The sequence below is a fragment of the Soonwooa purpurea genome (genome assembly GCF_053891095.1).
This window is the reverse complement of sequence record NZ_JBSSMA010000006.1, coordinates 112,075-137,478: the sequence shown is the minus strand read 5'-3', so window position 1 is coordinate 137,478 and position 25,404 is coordinate 112,075. Positions and strand designations below refer to the sequence as shown.

General features: G+C 35.1%; 22 protein-coding genes and 1 other RNA gene. 5 read left to right on the top strand and 18 right to left on the bottom strand.

Going from position 1 to position 25,404, the window contains the following annotated elements:
* Positions 1 to 300 precede the first annotated feature (300 nt).
* Positions 301 to 1,821 carry a Do family serine endopeptidase gene (locus ACVFVN_RS07540; RefSeq protein WP_456234816.1) on the top strand — a complete coding sequence of 507 codons (1,521 nt, stop codon included), beginning with the start codon at positions 301 to 303 and terminating at the stop codon, positions 1,819 to 1,821.
* A 52-nt stretch (positions 1,822 to 1,873) separates the two neighbouring features.
* Here the strand turns inward: ACVFVN_RS07540 and ACVFVN_RS07535 are convergent, their stop codons facing one another.
* From ACVFVN_RS07535 to ACVFVN_RS07525, 3 genes are all read right to left on the bottom strand, one after another.
* On the bottom strand, positions 1,874 to 2,767 hold the full coding sequence (locus ACVFVN_RS07535; RefSeq protein ID WP_456234815.1) for a DUF72 domain-containing protein: 894 nt from the start codon (positions 2,765 to 2,767) through the stop codon (positions 1,874 to 1,876).
* 114 nt (positions 2,768 to 2,881) lie between these two features.
* Complete coding sequence (locus ACVFVN_RS07530) at positions 2,882 to 4,537, bottom strand: ribonucleoside-diphosphate reductase subunit alpha (RefSeq protein ID WP_456234844.1); 1,656 nt, start codon at positions 4,535 to 4,537, stop codon at positions 2,882 to 2,884.
* Between the two features lie 68 nt (positions 4,538 to 4,605).
* Positions 4,606 to 5,580, bottom strand: a complete 975-nt coding sequence (locus ACVFVN_RS07525; protein WP_165133737.1) for a ribonucleotide-diphosphate reductase subunit beta — start codon at positions 5,578 to 5,580, stop codon at positions 4,606 to 4,608.
* A 419-nt stretch (positions 5,581 to 5,999) separates the two neighbouring features.
* Here ACVFVN_RS07525 and ssrA point away from each other — a divergent pair.
* Positions 6,000 to 6,398, top strand: a transfer-messenger RNA (tmRNA) gene (gene ssrA, locus ACVFVN_RS07520).
* 97 nt (positions 6,399 to 6,495) lie between these two features.
* Here the strand turns inward: ssrA and ACVFVN_RS07515 are convergent.
* Positions 6,496 to 7,329, bottom strand: coding sequence for a choice-of-anchor J domain-containing protein (locus ACVFVN_RS07515; RefSeq protein WP_456234843.1), 834 nt, complete (start codon positions 7,327 to 7,329; stop codon positions 6,496 to 6,498).
* A gap of 381 nt (positions 7,330 to 7,710) precedes the next feature.
* On the opposite strand from ACVFVN_RS07515, the gene ACVFVN_RS07510 reads away from it, so the two are divergent.
* The 3 genes from ACVFVN_RS07510 to ACVFVN_RS07500 all read left to right on the top strand — a co-directional run bounded on the left by ACVFVN_RS07510 (position 7,711) and on the right by ACVFVN_RS07500 (position 16,840).
* On the top strand, positions 7,711 to 9,462 hold the full coding sequence (locus ACVFVN_RS07510; protein ID WP_456234814.1) for a tetratricopeptide repeat protein: 1,752 nt from the start codon (positions 7,711 to 7,713) through the stop codon (positions 9,460 to 9,462).
* Between the two features lie 252 nt (positions 9,463 to 9,714).
* Positions 9,715 to 15,801, top strand: a complete 6,087-nt coding sequence (locus ACVFVN_RS07505) for a choice-of-anchor Q domain-containing protein (RefSeq protein ID WP_456234813.1) — start codon at positions 9,715 to 9,717, stop codon at positions 15,799 to 15,801.
* A gap of 79 nt (positions 15,802 to 15,880) precedes the next feature.
* Positions 15,881 to 16,840 carry a phosphatidylinositol-specific phospholipase C gene (locus ACVFVN_RS07500; RefSeq protein WP_456234812.1) on the top strand — a complete coding sequence of 320 codons (960 nt, stop codon included), beginning with the start codon at positions 15,881 to 15,883 and terminating at the stop codon, positions 16,838 to 16,840.
* Positions 16,841 to 16,880: 40 nt separating this feature from the next.
* Here ACVFVN_RS07500 and ACVFVN_RS07495 read toward each other — a convergent pair whose 3' ends face one another.
* From ACVFVN_RS07495 to rplR, 14 genes are all read right to left on the bottom strand, one after another.
* Entirely contained in the window at positions 16,881 to 17,567 is a 687-nt protein-coding gene (locus ACVFVN_RS07495; RefSeq protein ID WP_165133794.1) for a hypothetical protein, read from the bottom strand.
* Between the two features lie 18 nt (positions 17,568 to 17,585).
* On the bottom strand, positions 17,586 to 18,956 hold the full coding sequence (locus tag ACVFVN_RS07490; protein ID WP_456234811.1) for a DUF4403 family protein: 1,371 nt from the start codon (positions 18,954 to 18,956) through the stop codon (positions 17,586 to 17,588).
* Positions 18,957 to 19,053: 97 nt separating this feature from the next.
* The gene (gene rplQ, locus ACVFVN_RS07485) at positions 19,054 to 19,563 is read right to left on the bottom strand and encodes a 50S ribosomal protein L17 (protein ID WP_165133800.1); all 510 of its coding nucleotides are present in this window, start codon (positions 19,561 to 19,563) and stop codon (positions 19,054 to 19,056) included.
* Positions 19,564 to 19,571: 8 nt separating this feature from the next.
* Positions 19,572 to 20,567 (bottom strand): DNA-directed RNA polymerase subunit alpha, encoded by a 996-nt coding sequence (locus ACVFVN_RS07480; RefSeq protein ID WP_165133803.1) that lies wholly within the window; start codon positions 20,565 to 20,567, stop codon positions 19,572 to 19,574.
* A 31-nt stretch (positions 20,568 to 20,598) separates the two neighbouring features.
* Entirely contained in the window at positions 20,599 to 21,207 is a 609-nt protein-coding gene (rpsD, locus tag ACVFVN_RS07475; protein WP_165133806.1) for a 30S ribosomal protein S4, read from the bottom strand.
* A gap of 19 nt (positions 21,208 to 21,226) precedes the next feature.
* On the bottom strand, positions 21,227 to 21,616 hold the full coding sequence (gene rpsK / locus ACVFVN_RS07470; protein ID WP_009087288.1) for a 30S ribosomal protein S11: 390 nt from the start codon (positions 21,614 to 21,616) through the stop codon (positions 21,227 to 21,229).
* A 15-nt stretch (positions 21,617 to 21,631) separates the two neighbouring features.
* Positions 21,632 to 22,009, bottom strand: a complete 378-nt coding sequence (rpsM, locus tag ACVFVN_RS07465) for a 30S ribosomal protein S13 (protein ID WP_165133809.1) — start codon at positions 22,007 to 22,009, stop codon at positions 21,632 to 21,634.
* A 16-nt stretch (positions 22,010 to 22,025) separates the two neighbouring features.
* Positions 22,026 to 22,142 (bottom strand): 50S ribosomal protein L36, encoded by a 117-nt coding sequence (gene rpmJ, locus ACVFVN_RS07460; protein WP_007839480.1) that lies wholly within the window; start codon positions 22,140 to 22,142, stop codon positions 22,026 to 22,028.
* 46 nt (positions 22,143 to 22,188) lie between these two features.
* On the bottom strand, positions 22,189 to 22,404 hold the full coding sequence (gene infA, locus ACVFVN_RS07455) for a translation initiation factor IF-1 (RefSeq protein WP_165133812.1): 216 nt from the start codon (positions 22,402 to 22,404) through the stop codon (positions 22,189 to 22,191).
* A gap of 7 nt (positions 22,405 to 22,411) precedes the next feature.
* Positions 22,412 to 23,794: a preprotein translocase subunit SecY gene (secY, locus tag ACVFVN_RS07450; RefSeq protein ID WP_456234810.1), complete on the bottom strand. Its 1,383-nt coding sequence runs from the start codon at positions 23,792 to 23,794 to the stop codon at positions 22,412 to 22,414.
* Positions 23,795 to 23,804: 10 nt separating this feature from the next.
* The gene (gene rplO / locus ACVFVN_RS07445; protein WP_165133818.1) at positions 23,805 to 24,254 is read right to left on the bottom strand and encodes a 50S ribosomal protein L15; all 450 of its coding nucleotides are present in this window, start codon (positions 24,252 to 24,254) and stop codon (positions 23,805 to 23,807) included.
* A 70-nt stretch (positions 24,255 to 24,324) separates the two neighbouring features.
* The gene (gene rpmD / locus ACVFVN_RS07440) at positions 24,325 to 24,507 is read right to left on the bottom strand and encodes a 50S ribosomal protein L30 (RefSeq protein ID WP_165133821.1); all 183 of its coding nucleotides are present in this window, start codon (positions 24,505 to 24,507) and stop codon (positions 24,325 to 24,327) included.
* Positions 24,508 to 24,517: 10 nt separating this feature from the next.
* Entirely contained in the window at positions 24,518 to 25,033 is a 516-nt protein-coding gene (gene rpsE / locus ACVFVN_RS07435) for a 30S ribosomal protein S5 (RefSeq protein ID WP_165133824.1), read from the bottom strand.
* Between the two features lie 20 nt (positions 25,034 to 25,053).
* On the bottom strand, positions 25,054 to 25,404 hold the full coding sequence (gene rplR / locus ACVFVN_RS07430; protein ID WP_165133827.1) for a 50S ribosomal protein L18: 351 nt from the start codon (positions 25,402 to 25,404) through the stop codon (positions 25,054 to 25,056).

The following is a 25,404-nucleotide window of genomic DNA, read 5'->3' as shown; positions in this document are numbered from 1 at the left end:
ATTAAAATAATTCCCAATTGATAGTTTTGTTCGTTTACAATCACCCTTTCTATGACAAGATTTCATATTGCTGAACAAATATTGACAAAATTTCCTATTACATAATGAATAGAAGTTAGGATAGTATTATAAAAAGATTTTAAAACAGTTTAAAAAACTCTTAAAATCAGTCAATATTTATTAATTTATATTTAATAATGGTTAAATTTTGTTAAACATGTAACACTAAGTTTTTAGTTTATACTTATTTAGCATTAAATTTGTTAGACAATAATCAAAATAAAAAAAAAGAGATATAAAATGAAGAATACTTTAAAAAAACTAATGCCATTAGCTGTTGTGGGTGTTTTATCTGGAGCTACTACTTTTGGAGCTATTAAATATTTCGATCCGCAAAACTCAGGAGAAGATTTCTCTTATTTCACAAAATCAAGTCCGAAAGCTAACTTCGTAGGCATGAATTCGGCGGCTGTAGGTGACGACTTTGTAAAAGCTTCCAAAACTACCGTTCCCGCAGTTGTTACCATAAAAAATTATTCTGACAGATCCGCACAAAGAGCACCAGAAAAAGATTTATTCGATTTCTTTTTCGGGAACCCATTTGGTCGCGGTGGTCAACCACAGCAACGTCAACAACCACCTAAAAATATGCCTTCTGGTTTAGGTTCTGGCGTTATTATCTCACCTGATGGTTATATCATTTCTAACAATCACGTTATTGCAGGTGCTAATAAACTTGAAGTTGTATTAAGCAATAAAAAATCATATATCGCAAATCTTGTAGGAACAGATCCTAACACAGATATAGCATTATTAAAAATTGAAGAAAAAGGCTTACCTTATCTTAATTTCGCAAATTCTGATGCAGTAGAAGTTGGGCAATGGGTTTTAGCTGTTGGTAATCCGCTGGGACTTAACTCAACGGTAACAGCTGGGATTATTTCAGCAAAAGGTAGAAGTATCGATCTTCTTAGCCAACAATCGAGAACACCAATTGAAAGTTTTATCCAAACGGATGCTGCTATTAATCCAGGAAACAGCGGTGGCGCCTTAGTAAATATTAATGGTGACCTCATCGGAATAAACACCGCAATCTCATCAAACACGGGCTATTATGAAGGCTACGGTTTTGCAGTACCTTCTAATTTAGCAAGAAAAATTATTGAGGATATTAAAAAATTCGGTTTGGTACAAAGAGGTTTCTTAGGTGTTGGCACTTTAGACTTGTCAAATGATATGCAGGTTATGGCTTACAACCGTGAGAAAAAAGCCAATCTCAAAACTGGTAACGGAATTTTTGTAAGCGAAGTTACAGACAACGGTGGGGCAAGTGATGCCGGAATTCGCGTAGGAGATGTTATTACAAAAATTGACAACACAGATATCAATAGCTTTGCTGATTTATCTTTCGTAATTGGCAGCAAACGTCCTGGCGACAAAGTTGCACTTACCTATACAAGAAATGGTAAAGCGACTACGACTACGGTAGTTCTTAAAGATCAAAAAGGAAATACTTCAGCAAGAAGCAAAGCCGACCTTAGCGTGACAGAAAAAATTGGTAGCGACTTTGACCCATTAAGTGACCGAATTAAAACCAACTACGGACTAAACAGTGGCGTTATCGCAAGAAATGTTGTTGAAAATAGTGAAATGGACAAAATTGGCGTGGTAGATAATTATATCATTATCGAAATAAATGGCAAACCTGTTAACAGTCAAAAAGATGTAGAAAAAATCCTTAACGATTATAAAGGAAATGTCCAAGTAAAGTATGTTGACGAATATGGCAGAATTACCACAAGAGGATTCAAAATGCCATAATAAAATATGAGTCATAAAAAGAAAAGCAGCTCGGTTGAGCTGCTTCTTTTATTTAAAACAAAGTCAATTTCGATGGCTCCGTAGCCATTTGCGGAATATGGAGGTTTTCGCCCCAAGCTTTATTTAATTTCTCAATAAAATGTGCAGATAACAAAGGTGAGGCTTTTTCAATGTTTTGGTGTACGAAAAAATACAAATGTTCTAAACCTTGTTCTTTCCAAATTGTCAAACGCGTCAACCAATCGTCGAGTCTTTTATAATCGCTTTCTGCATTGGCACCAACATAGCGTACAAAGGCAACGGGCGTAGTCAATCGCATGTGCAACATATCGCGTCGTCCCGCTGTATCAACAATAATATTTGTAATATTATATTTTTCAAAAAGCTCACAAGTTTGGTTAAAAACATCTTCGTCTGTAAACCATTCTGTATTTCGGAGTTCGATAGCCAAAGGCACATCACGAGGCCAATCTTTGACAAATTTTTCTAACCGATCGTAATCTTTAGGTTTAAAATTATCGTGCAATTGTAAAAAAACCATTCCCAACTTTTCATCAAAATTCATAACGGACGTTACAAACTGTGTTACAGGCTCTGTGACGTCTTTCAGTCGTCGAAAGTGCGAAACGGTATTGGTGATTTTTGGAAAAAATTTAAAATCGTCTGATGTTTTGTCTTTCCATGTTACGACTTGCGCAGGCGAAGGCATTCCGTAGAACGTTGCATTCAGCTCAATCGAATTAAATTGTGTAGAATAATAGCTTAATTCGTCTTTTGTTCCTTTTGGGTAAAAGCCTTTGAGGTCGGTTTTGTTCCATTTGGCGCATCCAATTTCTATGTCTATTAGACCAGATTTATTTAGATTTAAAATCGTTTTAGTTTGTGGATGATCAGTTGGTAAACTGAAATCTATTTTTGAGGGATCTTCAACTTGTCCGAATTTCATTTTAATACAATTTAAAGTTTAAAGTTAGAAAAAATTGTTTTATTTCATTTTTAAATCTAAAATAAAAAAGCCATAGAAAAATCCATGGCTTTTATATCAATTATTTATTATCATTTAAGCTTCGCAAGAAGAACATGAAACGAAGTTGACCATCAGTTCTTTAGAAACCGAAGAACTTCTTTGATAGTATAGGGTTTTAACACCTTTTTTCCAAGCTTCAATCATCAAATAGTTAACATCTTTAACAGGCATTGTTGACGGTATCTGCAAGTTAAGCGATTGCGCTTGGTCAATATATTGTTGTCTTTGCGCTGCCTGAGAAATAATCTCCATCGGAGAAATCTCTCTAAAGGTTTTAAAGACTGCTTTTTCATCTTCTGTTAAACCTTCCAGATGTTGTACAGAGCCGTGGTTAAGCATAACATTTCTCCAGGTTTCTTCGTTATCAAGACCTTTTTCTTCTAACAATTTAGCCAAATATTTGTTCTTACGCATGAAGTTTCCTTTTGCCAAACCAGCTTTATAATAGTTGGAAGCGAACGGCTCAATACCTGGCGAGGTTTGTCCCAAAATTGCAGAACTGGACGTTGTAGGCGCAATAGCCATCAAAGTTGTATTTCTCATGCCATAGCCTTTCAACATATCTGGCTCGCCATAGATATTTGCTAACTCACGAGATGCTTGTTCGGCTTCTTCTTTAATATGTCTGAAAGCGCGTGCATTGAATTGTGTTGCTTCAAAACTTTCAAACGGAATCATATTTTTTTGTAAATACGAATGGTAGCCTAAAACGCCTAAACCTAAAGCACGGTGTCGCATCGCGAAGTTACGTGCAGAAGTTAGGTAATAGTTACCTTCGGTTTTTTCAATAAATTCTGATAAAACTGCGTCGAGGAAATAGATAGCCAGTTTAACAGCATTGGTATCTTTCCATTCGTCATACAATTCCAGATTCATGGAAGAAAGACAGCAAATGAAAGATTCATTGGTTGTTGATGGCAACATAATCTCCGAACAAAGATTACTTGCATTAACCATCAACCCTGCATCTTTATAGACCTGAGGTTTGTTTCTGTTAACATTATCTGTAAAGAAAATATATGGCAAACCTTTTTGTTGACGGCTTTCCAAAACTCTTGCCCAGATTTTACGTTTTTCCATATCGCCATCTACCATATCTTGCATCCAATAATCTGGAACACAAATCCCTGTAAATAGATTTTGAATGGGACTTCCGATATCTTTAATCGACAAAAATTCTTCAATATCACCATGGTCAACATCAAGATAAGCTGCAAAAGCACCGCGTCTTACGCCACCTTGGGACACAACATCCATCGCGGTATCAAATAACTTCATGAACGACACTGCTCCAGAAGATTTTCCGTTGTCTGTCACCGCTGTTCCACGATTTCTTAATTCTCCAAAATAACCAGATGTTCCACCACCAATTTTGGTTTGCATGATGACCTCACCCATTTTGTGTGTGATCCCTTCGATGCTATCAGGAATATGAACGTTAAAACACGAAATCGGCAATCCTCTTTGCGTTCCCATATTGGCCCACACCGGAGATGAGAAGCTAATCCAACCTTTGACAATCATTTCTTTGAAAGCCGGTTGCAATTCAGGCTTAAATAATCTTTTCGCTGCGGCCGTTGTAATACGGTCTATTGCACCTTCTACAGTTTCTCCTTTAAGAAGATAGCCTCTGTTAAGCATTTGCTCGGACTCTTCGTTGAGCCACCAGATATCGATATTTTCGTCCATCATAGATTGGTTATATTGGGAATCACAAGGTGTGATGTTATATTTAAAATTAAAAAATAAAATTGAGTTTAGAACAAATCGTTTGCTGTAATCGATTTGTCGTGCTTTGTATAATCAACTGGTCTTTTTGCAAAAAAGTCGTCCATAGAATTGGCAAAAACTTCTTCTTCGAACCATACCATTGGCTTGTATTGTTCTGGAGAAACATTGTAACGGGTTTTCATTCCGATTTTCTTTAAAGAATCATCTACACGGTATTTCATAAAGTTAAGAAGATCTTCTTTTGAGAAGTTGTCCAGCTCGCCATTCATAAAAATCCAATCAAGAATCTCAGCTTCCAATGCGATAGACTCATCCACTAAAGTATAAATATCTTCGATGTCAGAATCGCTTAATAAGTCTGGTTGCTCTTCTCTAATTTTATTAATTAAATAAATACCAGCATTGGCATGGATCTGTTCGTCCACCGACGTCCAAGCAATAATGTTGGATACATTTTTCATAAAACCTTTGAACCTTGTAAACGACAAAATAATCGCAAACTGAGAAAACAAAGACACATTTTCTATTAGGATCGAAAACAACAACAATGAAGAAACGTATTCTTTGGGCGTTGTAGAATTAGCGTGTTTCAAAACATTTGAAAGGAAATCAATTCTTTTACGAATTGCTGGAATTTCAATAACTTTATTAAACTCCTCATTGTAACCCAAAACTTCTAACAATCTAGAATAAGCTTCGGAATGACGGAATTCGCATTCAGCAAACGTTGCTCCCAATCCATTGAATTCTGGCTTTGGCAAATGGTTGTAAAGGTTACCCCAAAATGTTTTAACAGAAACTTCAATTTGAGCAATAGCCAAAAGAGCGTGTTTTACAGCCATCTTTTCATGTGGTTGTAGCTGAGAATGAAAATCTTGCACATCTGCCGTAAAATCTACTTCAGAATGCACCCAAAACGATTTGTTAATAGCTTCCACAAATTGTAAAATCTCTGGATACTCAAACGGTTTGTAGCTTACTCTTTTATCAAAAATGCCCATAATTTTTACTTTTTATTCGCGTTTTATACTATTTGTGATGTGATTTAGATCGATTAAAAACGACTACATATTTCAATTTCAAGAGATTAAATGTTTTGATTTTGAAATAAATCAGCCTCACAAAAATAGAAAAGGAAAGTCTAAAAAAAAATCGAAAAGTCCCGAAAAGTCCCAAAAGCATGTTAATATTTTAAAAAGTTTTCCACAGAATTCGCCAAGACCTGATTAACAAGCGGTTAAGCAAACCTCCTTGTTGTTTTATTCCATTTCAACCAATCCAAGTTTAAACATCCAAACATAAACGGCTAATTATCAGCATTTAAAAAACAAACAGAACCACTTAGAGCTTTTTCTATTCTGTAGATTATCCCAGTTAATAAAAAACACGATATAATTTTTGTATCTTTGCAGACACTTATGGGGTTGACTGGTTTCGACAGCAAGACCAATGTATAAGTAAGCATGCAGAGAACCGTAGCGCGATCTCTTAAATCCCTTGCTACAAATTTTTAACTGGCAACGAAGAGTTCGCTCTTGCAGCTTAATCCGAAGTTTAGTAGGTACAAGCGCTTTCCCGAAGATAGTAAGGAAGCAAGATGTCTCGCCATCGCTCTGTTCTGCGGCGTTGGATTTTGGGGCATAGGAATGCAGAAATAAGGTTTTGGGCACTTTGACCAAAGCTCGAAAATTTTAGAAGATAAGCTCAAAGTTGGCGGTCTGTTGTCTGCTTTGGGTCGAAAACCAATAACAGAATAAGCATGTAGAAAGCCTATGTATTGCTTGTTTGGACGAGGGTTCGAATCCCTCCAACTCCACTAGAATCCGCGCTAAACCAATGGCTTAACGCGGATTTTTAGTTTTTGTCATAACTATTTTCCTAGTAGCCTTTCCTGGTAGCCTCACGTAAACGGCTCATTAATCCTTGATAAACCTCAAGATTTCATGTTTATTTTCTGTATAAATGTTAATGATATAAACACCTTTGTTCAATTGTCTTACATCGACACTATTTAAGTTTTTGCTTTTTTTCTCAAAAACTTTTTTCCCATCAATAGATAAAATTACAACTTTGTGAATCTCTTTCTTTGAATTGATAAACAAAATATCTTTAACAGGATTTGGGTAAATTTTAATTTCGTGTGCAACTGAAGCATTCGTCGTGTGCAATGTTTTGGACTCTGTATATTCTACTGTATCAATCCCTATAAAATCCGAGTTCATACCTTCTAAGCCAGCATTAGTAACATAATAACGAAAAGCAATACGTCCCGAAGTAGGCTGGTCGAGATCCGAAATTGTAACTGTGTACTTTTTCCAATCTGTAGGATAATCTGTTTTTGTAAGAGCCGGATTAATTGTAAGTAGGATTTTAGAAAAATCACCAACATCTGTCGCAGAATTTCCTGTGTCTGTGCTAGCTCCATTATTACTAAAACGCACTTCTAAACGATCTGGAATCGTGTTCAGCCTTTTTCTCGTGTAAAAACTAAAAGTATCGCCATTTCTAAAAATCCTGTTCGGCGTTATCAACCAATTGCTAATGTTATTATCGTTTCCAAAACCGCTTGCATTGTTATAATTGGCCGCAATATAATCTTTTGCTCCTCCTTCGTAGGCAGAAAAAACTTTAACATCGCCTTGCGACCAATCATTCTTTCCTAATGCAGAACTCTGATTTTTCATATGCCAATCTTTGTACGCAAGATCCTGAATTTCGACAAAATTCTCGATATAAGATTGCGCTTGCATCTTAGTTCCAAAGCCCATGACAAGAAGAGATAAAATCAGGTTCGAAAATTTATATTTTTTTCGGATTGTTTTTGCCTTGTTATTAAAAGACTTTGTGCATGTAGTGTTCATAAATAATTGGAAAGCTCAAAAAAACAAAAAAATCGGTGATAAGATAAAAATTTGAGCGTTACAAAAGCGCTACAATTAACTTAAAACAATCAAATCTTTTAACAATCAAGCAATTGCGTATTTAATAATTTTATTTAGAATTATTAATAATTTGATTAAAATAATCCAATATGAACAATTTTATGCCTACAATAATCAATTATGACAATAAATTCAATTGTTTAAAAATCAAAATTAGTTATCTTTGACAGTTATTCTACTATATTTTCCATGAAGAGGTTTTTACTATTTTTTTGTCTTATCAGTATTTCATTTTCCAAAGCGCAATCTTTAACTTCTGAAGAACTAATAGAAGCTTGGTCCGACTCTTCTCTGTATCAAACAATTTCCTATCATAAAACCGAACAAGATCTCTATAAAAATTTTAACAACAAAAACGCGCTTGACCTGGTTAAGAAAATTGAGTTGCACTTGCGCGAAAAACCAGACATTCGTATTTCTTTAAGATTATTGATGTATAGTGAGGCCATATTCTATATGCTGAACATGAAAACTGACCAGTATTCTATGAATAAATTAAAAAAAGCCATAGAAGAAGATGTTAAAAAAATTGGAGACAAACAGTTGTCACTTGAACTGCAAAGTGTTTACAATGAAAAAGACTACACCTACGATACTATAAAAAACCTAGACGACAAATACAAAGTTATTTATCAGCAAGAAAAAATTGGTGAAAAATATTTCCCAACATTATACAGGAGGCATTTTTATTTATCTTATAGATATTATGGAAGACAAGATTTTAACAAAACTATTTCCCATGCAAAAAAAGGCCTTGTGCTTTTAGAAAAGGATAAAAACATTGTAGACTATAAGGTCTATTTTAGACTTTTGGATCTCTTAGGCGCTTGTTATAACGAAATAAACCAACCCGAAAAAGGTCTATATTATTATACAAAACTAGATCAAGTTTCTAATGATTTTTTTAAAAATAATAGAAAACCAATCTATTATTTCCCGGGAGACCACAATACGTTTGACTGGTCTATAGTAGCCAAAGGAGGAATAGGTCAAGCTTTGATATTACAGAACAAATGCAACGATGCAAAGCCTTTACTTACAGAAAGCTACATAAAATCTCACGAACAAAAAGAATATTACAACGAAGGGAAAGTCTTAGCATTACTTGCACAATGTGATTTTAACGAAGGAAAATACAAAGAAGCGCTTACTAATTATGATAAAGCCTTAACTGCAACCAACCTGACTGGCGCTGACAAGAACACAAGATTAAAAACACTTCTTGGCTTGTCCAAAACCTACAAAGCATTAGGAAATAAAGACGCTTCTGAAAAGTACGCCACTAAATATCGTGATGAAAAAAATGCGCTTAAAACCAGTCAAGACAATCCTAACGAAACCAAACAGTCAGAAATTAACAAAGCTATTAAGACAAAAAGTATTGTTAGGCTTTTAGGAATTTTCGCCGTTGTAGGTTTGATAATTATTTTTCTCTTGGTGTACTTGTTTCGTCGGTACAAAAAACGTGCGAAATTATCGCTAAGAGAAAAAGAACGAAAGCTCAAACAGAAAGACATCTTAATTGAGAAAACCAAAGAAGAGCAGATCAAAGTACAAACACAGATTAAAGAATTTAAAAATAAACTGGAGGAAAAGTCCAAATTAATAGAAGCCATTGAAAGCCAACAAGTGGACTCAGAAGAACTGAAAGCGCTAAAAAGCTCTACTATTTTGACCAACGAAGAATGGGAAATTTTTAAACAAAAATTCATAAAATTCTACCCCTATTTTATCCTAAAATTAATACAAAAATATCCACAACTTACCACCGCAGAAATAAGATACCTTTGCTTGATAAAGCTAAATATGTCAAGCTCACAAATAGCTTCTACTTTGGGAATTTCACCTTCATCTTTACGCGTTACGTGGTATCGAATAAAGAAAAAAATAGAGCTTTCAGAACAAATTCAGGCCTATGAGTTTGTAGACAAAAATATTTAATCAAACTCTCAAAACTAAAAACCCGCATAAAACCGCCCAAAACAACCAACTGACTAACAGTAACTTAAACTTTGTAACGGATTTGTAACTCAAAATTACACAAAGAGGTTTACTGATTATTTGATATTTGTTGCGGATACCGATAGTATCCAAAAACTTTAATAACCGTTCTATTCTACCTTGTAGTGATAGGAAAATGATACTCGGAGAAATATCTTAAATAATCAACCTTTTTAAATTAATTTTTTAAACATGAAAAGACAAATCTTTACATTGGGTTTGCTGTTAACAGTTGGGCTAATTAATGCTCAAACAGCAAATAGCAACAATGTATTTTATGTGAAGCAAGGGGCTTCTACAGCAAATAGCGCAGGTAATTCTTGGGAGAATGCCCATGGTGACCTTGGTGCAGTGCTTGCAAAAGCTAAGCAAAATGGTACTGTCGCTAAAATATATGTTGCAAAAGGGACGTATAGCCCTACAAGAGACAAGACTTACAATGTTCAAAATGCAAACAATAGAGATTTAAGCTTTAGAATCCCTCATGACGTGTCTGTATATGGTGGCTTTAATCCTGACAAGGGTATTGTAACAGAATCTCAGAGAAATTTTTCAAAAGACAATGAAACTATTTTATCGGGTGCATACAATAACGCTGCATATTATTACAATGTTGTTGTTGTGCAAGAAACAGATTTTGGAACCTTAGATGGAGTTAGCATTGTCAATGGTAAGGCTGATGGTACCAATTCTGCTAACGGGTTGTTCAGAGGCTTTGGTGGAGCTGTACATGTTAAAGATGCTACTTTGAACATACTCAACTCACGTTTTTATAATAATTATGCCGTTGACCGTGGTGGCGCTATATATGCGGAGAGATCAAATGCTAAAATCACATTGATTAACACCGAGATCTACAACAATAAGGCTAATGGTGACGGTAGTGCGGTTTATCTTAGTGAACAAGCAAAAGCATATATTGTAAACTCTACGATTGTTAAAAATGCTTCAGAAAATACTAGTAACGGAGGTGCATTACATGTAAGACAAAGTGGTAAGTTTTATGTTTACAATACTATCCTTTGGAATAATACCAAAGGAGGCGGAGGTCTTTCTGGGATGTCTGGAGGATCGGCTTCAGATTTTGTGATGAGAAATTCTATTGTTAATAACAACACTGCGAACTATTACGGTGAGCAATATAGAAATTTGGTATATCATGAATATCCTCAGTTTACTGATTATGCGAATAATGATTTTAGTCTAAAAAGTACAAGTTATGCAATCGATAAAGGTAAAGTCTCTTATCTCGATGAAAACGGAGGAGGCAATACTCGAGACCTTAATGGTAATCCTAGAAAAAATGGAACTCGTCTAGATATTGGTGCATATCAAAATCAAAAACCATTTACATTTGGTAGCATAGTCTACGTTAACCCCAACGCAACTGGAGGGAATGGCTCTGGCAACAGTTGGGAAAATGCATTACCTAATCTTGCTGATTTATTACAATTAGTAAATTTTAGAACAGAGAAATCAGCTACATTAATACCGGGTAGTACAAATTATCAAGATAATTTCGCTGGGACGACAATATATGTAGCAAAGGGTCAATATCAACCTATATACAACGCATTTGATTTTAATCTAGATGCTGATCCTAAAAAAACGAGCTTCTTACTATCTAAAAATGTTAAAATATACGGAAGTTTTGATCCAGAAAATGGCATTATAACATTAGCTCAGAGAAATATGAACTCTAGTTTATCCGAGCTATATGGACCTAATAGAAAACATGTCGTTATAGCGGCAGGAGCAAAATCTACTGGCGCTGTATTGGATGGCTTCAAAATCAGAGGTGGTAACGCTGATGGCGGCGATAACATGGATGTCAATGGACAGTCTCTAAGTAGTAAATTTGGAGGTGGTCTAATGATCCAAGGCGCTAAAATAAAAACAAATAAATTAATATTCACAGGTAACAAAGCATTAGAACGTGGAAGCGCAATATATGTTGAAAAATCTGATGGTGAACTAGTTATTTCTAATAGCTTATTACATAATAACGAACCATCAAAATTTGATACAACATTAGAGGGTAGTGCAATTTATCTAAACGATAATGCTGTTGCGAAAGTTATAAATACTACGGTAGCGAATAACCTTTCTAAAAGTGACAGCGGTGGTGCTCTGCATGTAAAAGCAGGTGGTAAGTTTTATATTTACAATACTATTTCCTGGAACAATATCAACACTTCGCAAAAATTATTGAATCTTACGGGTGGTTCTAGTAATAGTTCCAATTTTGAAGTTTACAATTCTATAATTAATGCCAATAGCAACCCAGATGGTGAAGGAGGAAATGGTCACAATAATGGTGATAATGCTGGAAAAATCAATTTCAGATCTTTCAATCCTTTATTTGTAAATTCCCTAGGAGGTAATTATACTTTACAACAGTTAAGTTCAGCAATTAATCAAGGTGATAATAATTATTACACTACTTATGTGGGCAGTATTCCTGACCAAGACATATTTGGTAAGTCAAGAGTCGTAGATGGTACAATTGATATTGGAGCATTCGAGAACGAAGCACCTATTAAACCAGACGTAGCCAATACTTTATATGTTAAAAAAGACGCTACTGGAACAGGAAATGGAAGCAATTGGATCAATGCATTTAATGAACTAGCCGATGCTTTAAAATGGGCTAACCAACAAAGCACCTTCAAATCCTTTACAGCTGAAAATCCTTTAAAAATTAAAGTTGCATCTGGCACATATGAGCCTTTATATAATCCAGCTAATTTAGAACGTGAGACAGATACAAAAAATCGTTCTTTTGTAATGGTTAAGAATGTTCATGTTTCTGGAAGTTATGATCCAACTACAGGCAAGCAAACTAGCGTTTTAGGAGATAAGAAAACTGTCCTTAATGGAGCTAATAGTTATCACCTAGTAATTGCTGCTGGAGAAAATTCTAACAATTCTGTTTTAGAAAGTTTCCAACTTCAGAATTCTACTGCAAATGGAACTAATAGCTACAATGTTAATGGCCATGATATTAATAGAGATAAAGGCGCAGGTGTATATGTGGTAGCAGAAAACTCTAGCAAACCTGTTAATTTATATTTAAAAAATATAGTAGCTAATAATAACAAAGCTAACGAAAGAGGTGGATTTGTATACGCAGACAGAGATGGATCCAATCTTTACATGTTCAATACTTTAGCATATGATAACGTTGTAGCTAATGGTACAGAAGGTGGTAGTGTTGTCTTTTCTAATAATAAGGCGAAAGTAAATATTATTAATTCAACCATCGCAGATAACAAATCTAATAATGCTGGAGGTGGCGCATTACACGTAGCAGACAATGGAACTTTTAATATCCAAAACAGTATTATTTGGAATAATAAAAACAAGTCTAATGTAAACGCCAATATGACTGGTGGTATCGATGCCAATTTTGTAGTTAATCGTAGTATTATGAACAAAGATGGTAACCATGGTAATGATTCTCATGATAATGGAGAAAATAATGGAAAAATCAACTTTTTGATTTACGATCCAGAATTCAAAGATGCCATTAATAGAGATTACTCGTTAGATTCGACAAACGCTAGTCCTGCTTTAGACCAAGGTGACTACGAAATTTATAAAAGTTTAGCAAAACCTTTCACTGGAGAGGATTACGATATAGCAGCTAACCCAAGACTTTTTGGTAAACTAGATTTAGGAGCTATCGAAAATCAATCAGAAAATGTAATAAAACCAAGTGCAGACAATACACTTTATGTAAAGAAAGGAGCAACTGGTAATGGATCAGACTGGAACAATCCTGTAGGAGAACTTGCAGATGCTTTAAAATGGATAAACCAAAGAATTGATCCTGTTGGAAAATTAACAATAAAAGTTGCAAAAGGTACTTATACTCCAAAATATAATGCTGTAGATTTTAACAAATATTCTGCAGAAGTTGATAAGACCTTCTTAATGGTAAAAAATGTTCATATCTATGGTGGCTATGATCCTGACAACGGTTCACAGAGAAATACACAAACTGCACAAACCATTTTATCGGGTAATGATAAAAGTTATCACGTTGTGGTATCTGCAGGAGATAAAGATGCTGATGTAAATGTTTTCAGTAAACTTGATGGTGTAACCATTACAGGAGGTAAAGCTAACGGATTAGGTGGTGCTACAATCAATGGTGAAGGCATTAACCAACATTATGGAGCTGGTATCTATGCTGATAATACCCGTCTGAAAATTCATAGTTCTATTTTCAAAAACAATGAAAGTATTACTGGATCTAACGGAAATTATGGTAGAGCAGCTGCTCTGTATGCGGAAGGCAATAGTGATATCGTACTATCTAACTCTTTACTATTTAAAAATAAGATAGACGGAGAAGGAAGTGCAATATATGCAAACGACGGTGATACCTCTGTTAAGATTGTAAATACAACAATTGTAGACAACCTTACTACATCTAGTGGTCCTACAGGCGCTGTACATATCGCCAATGGTGCAGATTATTACATTCAAAACTGTATTGTTTGGAACAATAGAAACAAGAATGGTTTTGCAAACCTTACAGGAGGTAATAGTAATGATTATGGATGGAATGTTAACAATTCTATTATCAACAGAAAAAGTAACCTTGTGGGAGATGGAGATGGTCACAATGACGGCGAAAATGGAGGTAGAATCAACTTCAAAAGCTATGATCCAAAATTTGTAGACGCTGCAAACGAAGATTATTCATTGCAACCAACAAGTTCTGCTATTAATGCTGGTGATAAAAACTATTATCTAGCAGTAGGCTCGGCAACTGACTTGGATGTCTATGGCAATACCAGAATTAAAGAAAATTCTATCGATATTGGCGCTATTGAAAGTATCAAGTCTGTAGCAAAAAATCCAATAGCACTTTATGTTGACTCTAATGTATCATCTACTAGTGACAAAACAGGAGACACTTGGGCTAATGCAATGCCAAACCTTGCAGATGCGTTACAATGGGTAAGCAGAATGAATAATACATATACTGCACAAAACCCATTAAAAATCTATGTCGCTAAAGGTACACAAAAACCAATGTATAGTTATAATACTAAAACTTACAGAAATGACCAAGGTAGACCTTCTAGTGATGACGATAATGAAAAAATCGATTCTGATTTCGAAGTTGATATTAATGGTGACAAGAAAAAACATGCATTCTTTATTCCTAACAATGTAATTGTATATGGTAACTACAATCCAGTAACTGGTATTCAGGAAAAAGGAGATGCAATTCCAGGAACAATCCTATCTGGTGCTGTTGATAAAAACCATCATATCATTGTAACATCAAAAAGCAACGGAAAAAATGTAGTAGCTTCGTTAGAGAATGTTATTATAGAAGGAGCTGACGCAGTGGGAGAAGGCAATGTTAATGGTATTGCACATTATTATGGCGGTGGCGTTTATGCAGAAGACGCAACGATTAATCTTAAAAATGTTGTCGTAAGAAACAATAAAAGTGACGAGCGCGGAGCTGGGTTATATGCCGAGAAAAATGCCAAAATCAATGTAGTAAACTCAATTTTACACAATAACGTGAGCAATGGAGATGGTAGCGCAATGTACTCTAATGACTATGCATTAATTAAAGTTGTTAATTCAACAATCGTTAATAATACTAGTAACACAAACGAGAACGGCGGTGCACTACATGTTAAAGCTAACGGAAAATTCGAAGTCTATAACAGCATCCTATGGAACAATAAGCGCAAGGGAGGTGTTATTACTAACCTTACAGGTGGTAACGAAACCTATTTCACCATTGCTAATACAGTGATGAATCCAGGAAGTACACCACATTTAAGTAACAACATCAACTACTTTACATTCGATCCAGAATTTGAAGATGTTGACAACAATGATTTTAGATTAAAATCTACAAGTGAGGCTATCGACCGAGGTAACAATGATGATTATATTGCTTCAGGAAATGATATCAATATTGACCTTGATGTATTGGGCAATAAGAGATTAGAAAATCTGGTTATTGATCTTGGCGCATACGAGTACTTTAAAGACAGTAGTTTATCAACTGTCGACAACAATACTCACGCCACGGCTAAGGTATATCCAAATCCAACATCTGGTGTTTTCATTATCGATTCTCCACAACAGGAAACTGTTGCCATCTACAACATCACAGGACAGTTTATTAAAACCATCAATGTGAAAGTAGGTAAAAATCAAATTGATATTACGGGATTACCAGCGGGTCTTTATATCATTAAAGCCCAAAAATCAAGTCATAAAATTATTAAGAAATAATATGACAATTCATCAATAATTGAATATTTAGCAGCACGAACTACGTTTTGTGCTGCTATTTTTTAAAAAAATAGTCATTATGAAAATAAATAAAATTTACTTTTTGTTACTTTTCTCCATATTACCTCTTTTGTCATTTCATACAACTGACAAAAAGATTACAACAACGCCACAGGCTAATAACTGGATGAGTTTTTTTGGAGATAACAGACCTTTACATTTTATTTCTATACCTGGCACCCATGATTCTGGCGCACTCCATGATGGCAACACTTTGGGATTTACCACGTATGCGAAAACCCAAGATCACTCCATCGCAGACCAGCTCAATTTTGGTATTCGGTATTTAGATATTAGATGTAATTATAAAGATGGCGAGTTTAAAATATACCATGGCTCTGTGGACCAAAAACAAGATTTTGATGATGTGCTAAAGACATGTCGATCTTTTCTTGCCGCTAATCCATCAGAAACGATCATTATGAGTGTTAAACAAGAAAAATCAAACATTACGAACAATACCTACTCACAGCGCTTCTATCAATATACACAAGCTTATCCTAATTTGTTTTATCTGGGCAATAAGATTCCGGATTTGGGGAAAGTAAGGGGGAAAATTGTTCTGGTAAGACGCTTTATATCAGGAGATAATTTTGGAATCAATACTTATTCTAATTGGCCAGATAATGCAATAGCCGACGTGACCAACACCGACAAAGTGAATTACTATTTTCAAGATGTCTATAAAGTGCAATCTAATACTACTAAATTTAATCAGATAAAAGAAGTTAACGACCTCAGTAAAAAAGAACAAAGCATGAGCAGAGACAATAGAAAATTCTATTTTAACTTTACCAGTGGACAATTGCAAGGTTCTTCGGGAAACAAAATAAAAAATGTCTCCAACGTTATCAATCCAAAAATACTTGACTATTATGCCGAAAGTGAAAATCAAAACAATTACTTAGGAATGGTCATTGTCGATTTTGCAACAGCCAATTTGGCCAGAACAATTTATATGACAAATTTTAATCAATAGTATTTTTTTTTAAGTATTATCCAACAAAAAAGTTCTGAAATTATTCAGAACTTTTTTTATTGAGAATCATAATGATTTGCTTCATGGTATTAAAATCAAAATCATTGGTCTTTATATTTTTATTAATGGTTTCTCCTTTATCTGGAAAAAGAGCAATAAGTTTCTTTTTATTCTTAGGAAATTCAACAAATTTACCATCTGCTAGTCTAAGATAATATACATCTGGTTCTTCTATGAAACGGTTTGGCATATCTTTATCAAAAGACGAAGCCGCATATTCTCCTTTCTTAAATTTTCTCGAAATCCTTCTATATGCGCTAACATCTTGTCCATTAATATATTCAAACAAGTAGCCTTTAATTTTCTTTCCTTTATACGTGTATTCCGCAAGTATGACCGTATTTTTTAAATCTGGAAAATATATTGGGCTGTACCAATCCTCTTTTCCCATAAGCAGCATTTGTCCGTTTTGTAGAAATTCAAAAGCATCCAAAGATGCATTATACCGCACACTTGTCAACTTTTCATTATTACCGATTTTGGCTTCTCTGAAGCTGTCATTTCCCAAATAAGGATTTCCTTCGGTTTCCAAATTCGCTTTGTACCCATCTTTCAATAATAAACTTCTCGCATCATTACTCATATTCTGAATATGCATAGGCGCACTTTCTTGTGCAAAGGCAAATGCTGAGATTAAAACACTAAAACAAATTGATTTTATTTTCATATTTTTCCTTTAAATATACTAAAAATTCAGTCCAGAAATTACCAATTGTAATTTTGCTTTGGTATCAACCACAGCGGTAATGTAGGTAGGTGTTAAGATAAATTGACTTGGTCTCAGATCCACAACTTGTCCCGCTAATTTCAAGCCTGGAAAATACTCTTTATTAAAGCTTTCCTTAATACTTTCTTTAGAAGACGCAATCATATCCTGCATCGGGATACCATATTCTTGTTCAAGCATTTTTCGAATTTTACCCTCGAACAAGACAGTCACTGCTTTTTGAAAAACATTTTTAGTTTTAAGATTAAAATCGGTATCGGATAATACTATTTTTTGATTCGCTTCATCATAAGCTGGTTTTCCTTTGACAGTTGACGTCCCATTGACATAACCCGATGTTCGGATCTCAAGGACTATCTCATCCTTATCCGGAAAAACCGAAATTGCTTCTACTTTAACTTTTCTAGAAGGACTTCCTAGTTCTATTTCTTTATTCAAAAACTGTTGTTCTGCCAAAATTGTGGCCTGGTGAAAACTGATATTCGTTGTTGTCTGCAACACAAAATCATCCGAAATCTCGCTTTTAGAAATATAATTGGGAACTTGTTTTACCAAAGCAGAAGCCGACGGTACTAGCCCAACAAAAGTCTCAGAAACCAAAGCCAGCCCAACATTCGTTTTTATTTTATCGGCAAAAACTTCGATAGGTTTAAGATAAGTTTTTTGTGGTGTTATTTTCAACCACGTATTATATTCTTGAGAAATGTTAATCGGTTTTGCAAATTGATTCCATGCCAAAACCAAGTAAGGTTGTAGCTTAAACGAACTTTTAATTTGTGTATCTATCACAGAAGTGAATTTGTTTTGTTGTTCCTTTAAAGTCGATTCTACAAAACTTGCAATGGGTATCTTTACTTTTCCATAATCCAATACAGGCTTGTCTTTCCACACAAATCCTGCACTTTGCGTCGAAGTTGTTAGCGTCCAATCTGGATTGGTAGAAATGCTGGAAATAAAATTCATCACCAGATTAAAACTCGTGTCTTTGTAAACATACACGCCCATTGTGCCATAACCTTTTTCGGCCCAAATCTGTAACGGGACAGAAATCATCAATCGATTATTCGTCAAAGCTTTTATTCTAATATTTGATTGCTTGTTAACCTTAACTTTGAACTGATCGTTGTTGTTATCTGTGAAAGATTTGTCTTCATAAATAGTCCCTGTAACCGATTTGTTAACAAGGTGTTCAATTTCTGAAATAGGAATCTCAATGGGAAGGCTGATATTGGAAGGAATTTTTGGGAGATCTATCGCATTTACCTCGCTATTTTGGTTAAAAGCCCATAAAAAACTTAGGCTAAATAACCAACTAAAAAAATACTTCATACTGCATATTTCGACAAATGTAATAGATTTCTGCCAAGTATAAAAATAAAAACGCCTTACAAATTGCAAGGCGTTTTTGGTATTGATAAAAACTGAATTATTCTTCAGTTTTTTCTTCTGTAGAAGTTTCTGCAGCTGGCGTTTCTTCAACTTTCGTTTCAGCAACTGGAGCTGTTTCCTCTTTTTTAGTAGCAGGTTTTCTACTTCTTCTTGTTGTTTTCTTCTCTTCTGCTTTAGGGTTGTAAAGCTCGTTGAAGTCCACCAACTCGATCATAGCCATATCTGCTGCATCACCAAGTCTGAAACCAGTTTTGATGATTCTTGTATAACCGCCGTTTCTTTCAGCGATTTTTGGTGCTACAGTTCTGAAAAGTTCTGTAACAGCTTCTTTACTTTGTAGGTAAGAGAATACAGTTCTTCTGTTGTGAGTTGTATCTTCTTTAGCTTTAGTAAGAAGAGGTTCAACATAGGTTCTTAAAGCTTTTGCTTTAGCAACTGTAGTGTTGATTCTTTTATGTTCAATTAGGGAACAAGCCATGTTAGACAGCATTGCTTTTCTGTGCGGCGCCGTTCTACCTAAGTGATTGATTTTCTTTCCGTGTCTCATTGTAAGGATTATTTATCAGCGTCTAACTTATATTTTGCAACATCAAACCCGAAATTTAGTCCTTTTGCGTGAACCAATTCTTCAAGTTCTGTTAAAGATTTTTTACCAAAATTTCTGAATTTCATCAAATCAGACTTACTGAAAGCTACAAGTTCTCCAAGCGTTTCTACTTCTGCAGCTTTTAGACAGTTAAGGGCTCTTACAGAAAGATCCATATCTGCTAATTTTGACTTAAGTAGTTGTCTTGTATGAAGTGTTTCTTCGTCGTATTGGATAGATGCTTTAACCGCTTCTGTCTCCAAGGTAATTCTCTCATCAGAGAATAACATGAAGTGGTAGATCAAGATCTTAGAAGCTTCTGTTAATGCGTTTTGAGGACTGATAGAACCATCTGTCTCAATATCCAAAACAAGTTTTTCGTAGTCTGTTTTTTGCTCTACACGATAGTTCTCAACACTATATTGCACTTTTTTAATTGGAGTAAAGATAGAGTCAATCGCAATAGTACCGATAGGTGCATTGTTTGACTTGTTTTGTTCCGATGGAACGTATCCTCTACCTTTTTCAATATTGAAAGTAATCTCAAAGTTTACATCTTTAGTAACATTACAGATAACGAGGTCATGGTTAAGAACTTCAAAATTGTTCATCCCTTTTCCTAAGTCACCAGCAGTAATTACTTCTTGTCCAGAAATTTTCACATTAACTTGCTCGTTAGTTGCATTTTCTGTTGTAGCTTTTAGACGTAGTTGTTTAAGATTAAGTATGATTTCCGTAACATCTTCAATCACACCTGGAATAGTTGAAAATTCGTGCTCTACGCCTTCTATTTTGATAGATGAAATAGCATATCCTTCCAGAGAAGAAAGCAAAACTCTTCTCAATGCATTACCGATTGTTAATCCAAATCCTGGCTCAAGAGGTCTAAACTCGAATTGACCTTTGAACTCTGTAGAATTAAGTAGGATTACTTTATCTGGTTTTATAAATGTTAAAATTGCCATAGTTTGGTTGAGCAAAAATTTGAAAAAATTATTATTTAGAGTATAATTCGACGATTAACTGTTCCTTGATGTCTTCCGGAATTTGGATTCTTTCAGGAGCAGAAACGAAAGTACCTTCTTTCTTCTCGTCATTGAATTGTAACCACTCGTAATTTGCTTTTGATGCTAATGCATTAGCTACTACTTCTAGTGATTTTGATTTTTCTCTTACAGCAATTACATCACCAGCTTTTAATAAATAAGAAGGAATGTTTACCAACTCACCATTAACAGTGATATGTTTGTGAGAAACTAATTGTCTTGCAGCAGATCTCGTTTTTGCGAAACCTAATCTGTACACAACATTGTCTAGTCTAGACTCACATAGTTGTAAAAGAACTTCACCTGTTACTCCTTTGCTTCTATCAGCCTTTTCAAAAAGGTTAGCAAATTGTCTTTCTAAAATACCGTAAGTATATTTAGCTTTTTGCTTTTCAGCTAACTGAATTGCATATTCAGACTTCTTAGCACCTCTTCTTTTGTTAGGTCCGTGTTGTCCAGGAGGTTGGTTTTTTCTTTTTTCGAAATTTTTATCGTCTCCGTAAATTGCTTGACCAAATTTTCTAGCAATTTTAGTTTTAGGTCCAATATATCTTGCCATAATGGGGTAATTCTAAAAATTAAACTCTTCTTCTTTTAGGTGGTCTACATCCATTGTGCGGCATTGGCGTAATATCTACAATTTCGCTAACTTCAATACCTGAGTTGTGGATAGTTCTGATAGCAGACTCTCTACCTGCACCTGGACCTTTTACAAATACCTTAACTCTTCTAAGACCAGCTTCGTAAGCTACTTGAGAACAGTTTTCCGCTGCCATTTGTGCTGCGAAAGGCGTATTCTTTTTAGAACCTCTGAATCCCATTTTACCGGCAGATGCCCAAGAGATTACTTCTCCGTTTTTATTTGTTAAAGAAATGATGATGTTATTGAAAGATGCTTGGATATGCGCCTCACCAATAGCTTCAACTTTTACTTTTCTTTTCTTAACAACTTTAGTTTGTTTTGCCATAATAAATTCTACAGATTATTTACTTGCCTTTTTCTTGTTAGCAACAGTTTTTCTCTTTCCTTTACGGGTTCTAGAATTATTTTTAGTTCTTTGGCCTCTTAAAGGTAATCCCAGTCTGTGACGTATTCCTCGTTGGCATCCTATGTCCATTAATCGCTTAATGTTCAATTGCACTTCAGAACGTAATTCTCCTTCAACTTTGATGTTGTCTGAGATAAAACCTCTGATGGCAGCCAATTCATCGTCATTCCATTCGTTGACTTTCTTGTCTTCGCTGATTCCAGCGTTCTTCAAAATTTCTGAAGCTGTACTTCTTCCTATACCGTAGATATAAGTAAGACCGATAACGCCTCTTTTGTTCTTTGGTAAATCAATACCTGCAATTCTCGCCATAATTTAATAGTGGTTGTTAACCTTGTCTTTGTTTAAATTTAGGGTTCTTCTTGTTGATTACGAACAATACGCCTTTTCTACGTACAATTTTGCAATCAGCACTTCTTTTTTTAATAGATGCTCTAACTTTCATTTGAGAGTAATTTTCTTAATTTTATTCTATTATTACATTTAGACAACTAGTATCTAAAAGTGATCCTTCCTTTTGATAAGTCGTATGGAGACATCTCCAGTCTAACCTTATCTCCGGGAAGCAATTTGATGTAATGCATTCTCATCTTACCAGAAATATGGGCAATAAGTACATGCCCATTTTCAAGTTCTACACGGAACATTGCATTGGACAACGCCTCAACAATTACTCCGTCTTGTTCTATATGCTTTTGTTTTGCCATACAATTCTTATACGTCGTTAGATGATCTTGATAATTTAGATTGCATCAACCCGTCATAATGATGGTTCAGCAGATATGTATTAATTTGTTGTACGGTATCTAAGACAACCCCAACCATAATCAATAAGGATGTCCCGCCGAAAAACAGGGCAAATCTATCTGTCTGAACAAACGCTCCGTGCACTATTGCCGGAAGGACTGCAAAGATAGATAAAAAAATCGCACCTGGCAAGGTTATTTTTGACAAAATATCATCCAAGTAATCTGCGGTTTCTTTCCCTGGTCTTACCTTAGGAATTAGACCTCCATTACGTTTTAGATCATCAGCCATCTGATTAACTGGAATTGTAATCGCAGTATAAAAGAATGAGAATATGATAATCAATAATGCGAACAATACGTTGTATTGCCAGCTGAAAACATTTTTGAAGCCTGCCAAAAATGTATTAGACTCATCTACTTTCGTTAACAATCCTGGTACGAACATCAATGCTTGTGCAAAGATAATCGGCATAACTCCTGAAGCATTCACCTTCAATGGAATCCATTGTCTGGCACCTTGCATCAGATTTCTGTTAACACCACCTCTTGCCTGCGCACGACTCACATACTGAATCGGAATCTTTCTTACTGCAACTGATAAAATAATAGCTAATAATACTACTAATAACCAGAACAATATTTCTACTAGAATCATGATAGTTCCAAAACCACCTTTACCCGTCTGCGTTGTAAACTCTTGGATAAATGCTGTTGGAAGATCCGCTAAGATACCTACCATGATAAGGATAGAGATACCGTTACCAATACCTTTATCAGTAATCTTTTCACCCAACCACATTGCAAATACAGATCCTGCTACTAGAATAACAATACTCGGTAGCCAGAACATGATGGAATTTGGGTCAATGTAATATGCGGACTGGAATTGTCCGTAAGGTAAAAAGAACTGCGTCACCGATGTTAAATATGAAGGTGCTTGCACCAAACATACTGCTATCGTTAACCATCTTGTGATTTGGTTTAGTGTATTTCTACCACTTTCACCGTCTTTCTGTAATTTTTGCAAATAAGGAATTGCCATACCCATCAACTGCACGATAATCGATGCCGAGATGTAAGGCATAATCCCTAATGCCATGATAGAAGCTCTTGAGAAAGCTCCACCTGTAAATGACGAAAGTAAACCCAAAAGGCCGGCCCCTTGTTGGTTCCCGCCTTGGTTTTGGTAATGTTGTAGAAGGTTCCCTACTTCCGCCATGTTAATAGCAGGAAGAGAGATATAAGATGCGAATCTATACACTAGGACTAAGGATAGCGTTAATATAATTTTATCGCGTAATTCCTTAAGGTTCCAAATGTTTTTAAGTGTTTGTATAAATTCTTTCATTAGATCTTAATTAAAGAGTGATTGCTTTACCTCCAGCTTTAGTGATAGCTTCTTCTGCAGATTTTGTAAACTTGTTAGCAGAGATAGAAACATTTGCTTTAAGCTCTCCTCTGCCTAAAATTTTGATTAAATCATTTTTAGAAGCTAATCCGTTAGCAACCAATACATCTTTAGTAATCTCACCAGAGATCGATTGTGTATCGATAAGAGTTTGGATACTATCTAGGTTGATAGCTCTATATTCTTTTCTGTTAACGTTTTTAAAACCAAATTTTGGCAATCTTCTTTGTAAAGGCATTTGACCACCTTCAAATCCGATCTTCTCAGAATAACCAGCTCTAGATTTTTGACCTTTGTGACCTTTAGTAGATGTACCACCTTTTCCACTTCCTTGTCCTCTACCAATTCTTTTAGAATTGTGAGTAGCGCCTGATGCTGGTTGTATGTTATTTAAATTCATTACGATTATGATTTTTAAAATTATAATGTAATGATCTTTAGAAAAGACCATTACATTATGTATACATTTATTATTTCTCTTCTTGAACTTCTAGTAAGTGGCTAACTGCAGCAACCATACCTAAGATAGCAGGTGTTGCTTCGTGTTCCACTACTTGGTGAAGTTTTCTTAATCCTAAAGCTTCTAGCGTTCTTTTTTGGGTTTTAGTTCTACCAATAGCGCTTCTTACTTGTTTTACTTTAATCTTTGCCATTGTTTTTATATTAACCGTTAAACACTTTACTTAGGGAAACACCACGCATTCTAGCGATTTCTTCTGGTCTTCTGATATCCAATAATGCTTTAAAAGTTGCCTTTACAACATTATGTGGGTTAGAAGAACCTTTAGACTTAGATAATACGTCTTGTACACCAGCAGATTCTAGTACTGCACGTACTGCACCACCAGCGATAAGTCCTGTACCGTGAGAAGCTGGTCTCAAGAAGATATCAGCACCACCATATCTAGCAGTAGTCTGGTGAGGAATCGTTTTGTTAATAACAGGTACTTTTACTAAGTTTTTCTTAGCGTCCTCAACAGCTTTAGAGATTGCAGAAGCAACTTCTTTAGATTTACCTAAACCGTAACCAATAACGCCATCTTCGTTACCAACAACCACGATAGCAGAAAATCCGAAAGCTCTACCACCTTTAGTTACTTTAGTTACTCTGTTAACAGCAACCAGACGATCTTTTAATTCTAATCCTCCAGGTTTTACTCTTTCTATATTGTCTAACATATTATTTCTGAATTTAAAAATTAGAATTTAAGACCTGCTTCTCTAGCGCCATCAGCCAAAGCTTTGATTCTACCGTGGAATACGAAACCGTTTCTATCGAAAACGATAGTCTCAATACCTGCCGCGATAGCTTTCTCAGCGATTTTCTTACCTACTGCAGCAGCAGCTTCTGTCTTAGTACCATTAGCAACACCTTTCTCACGAGAAGAAGCGAATACTAAAGTTTTACCCTCTTTATCATCTACAATTTGAGCGTAGATTTCTTTATTACTCTTATAAACAGATAATCTTGGTTTCTCAGCAGATCCTGAAATCTTACCTCTAACTCTTCTTTTGATTCTGTTTCTCTTTTCAACTTTTGTTAATGCCAT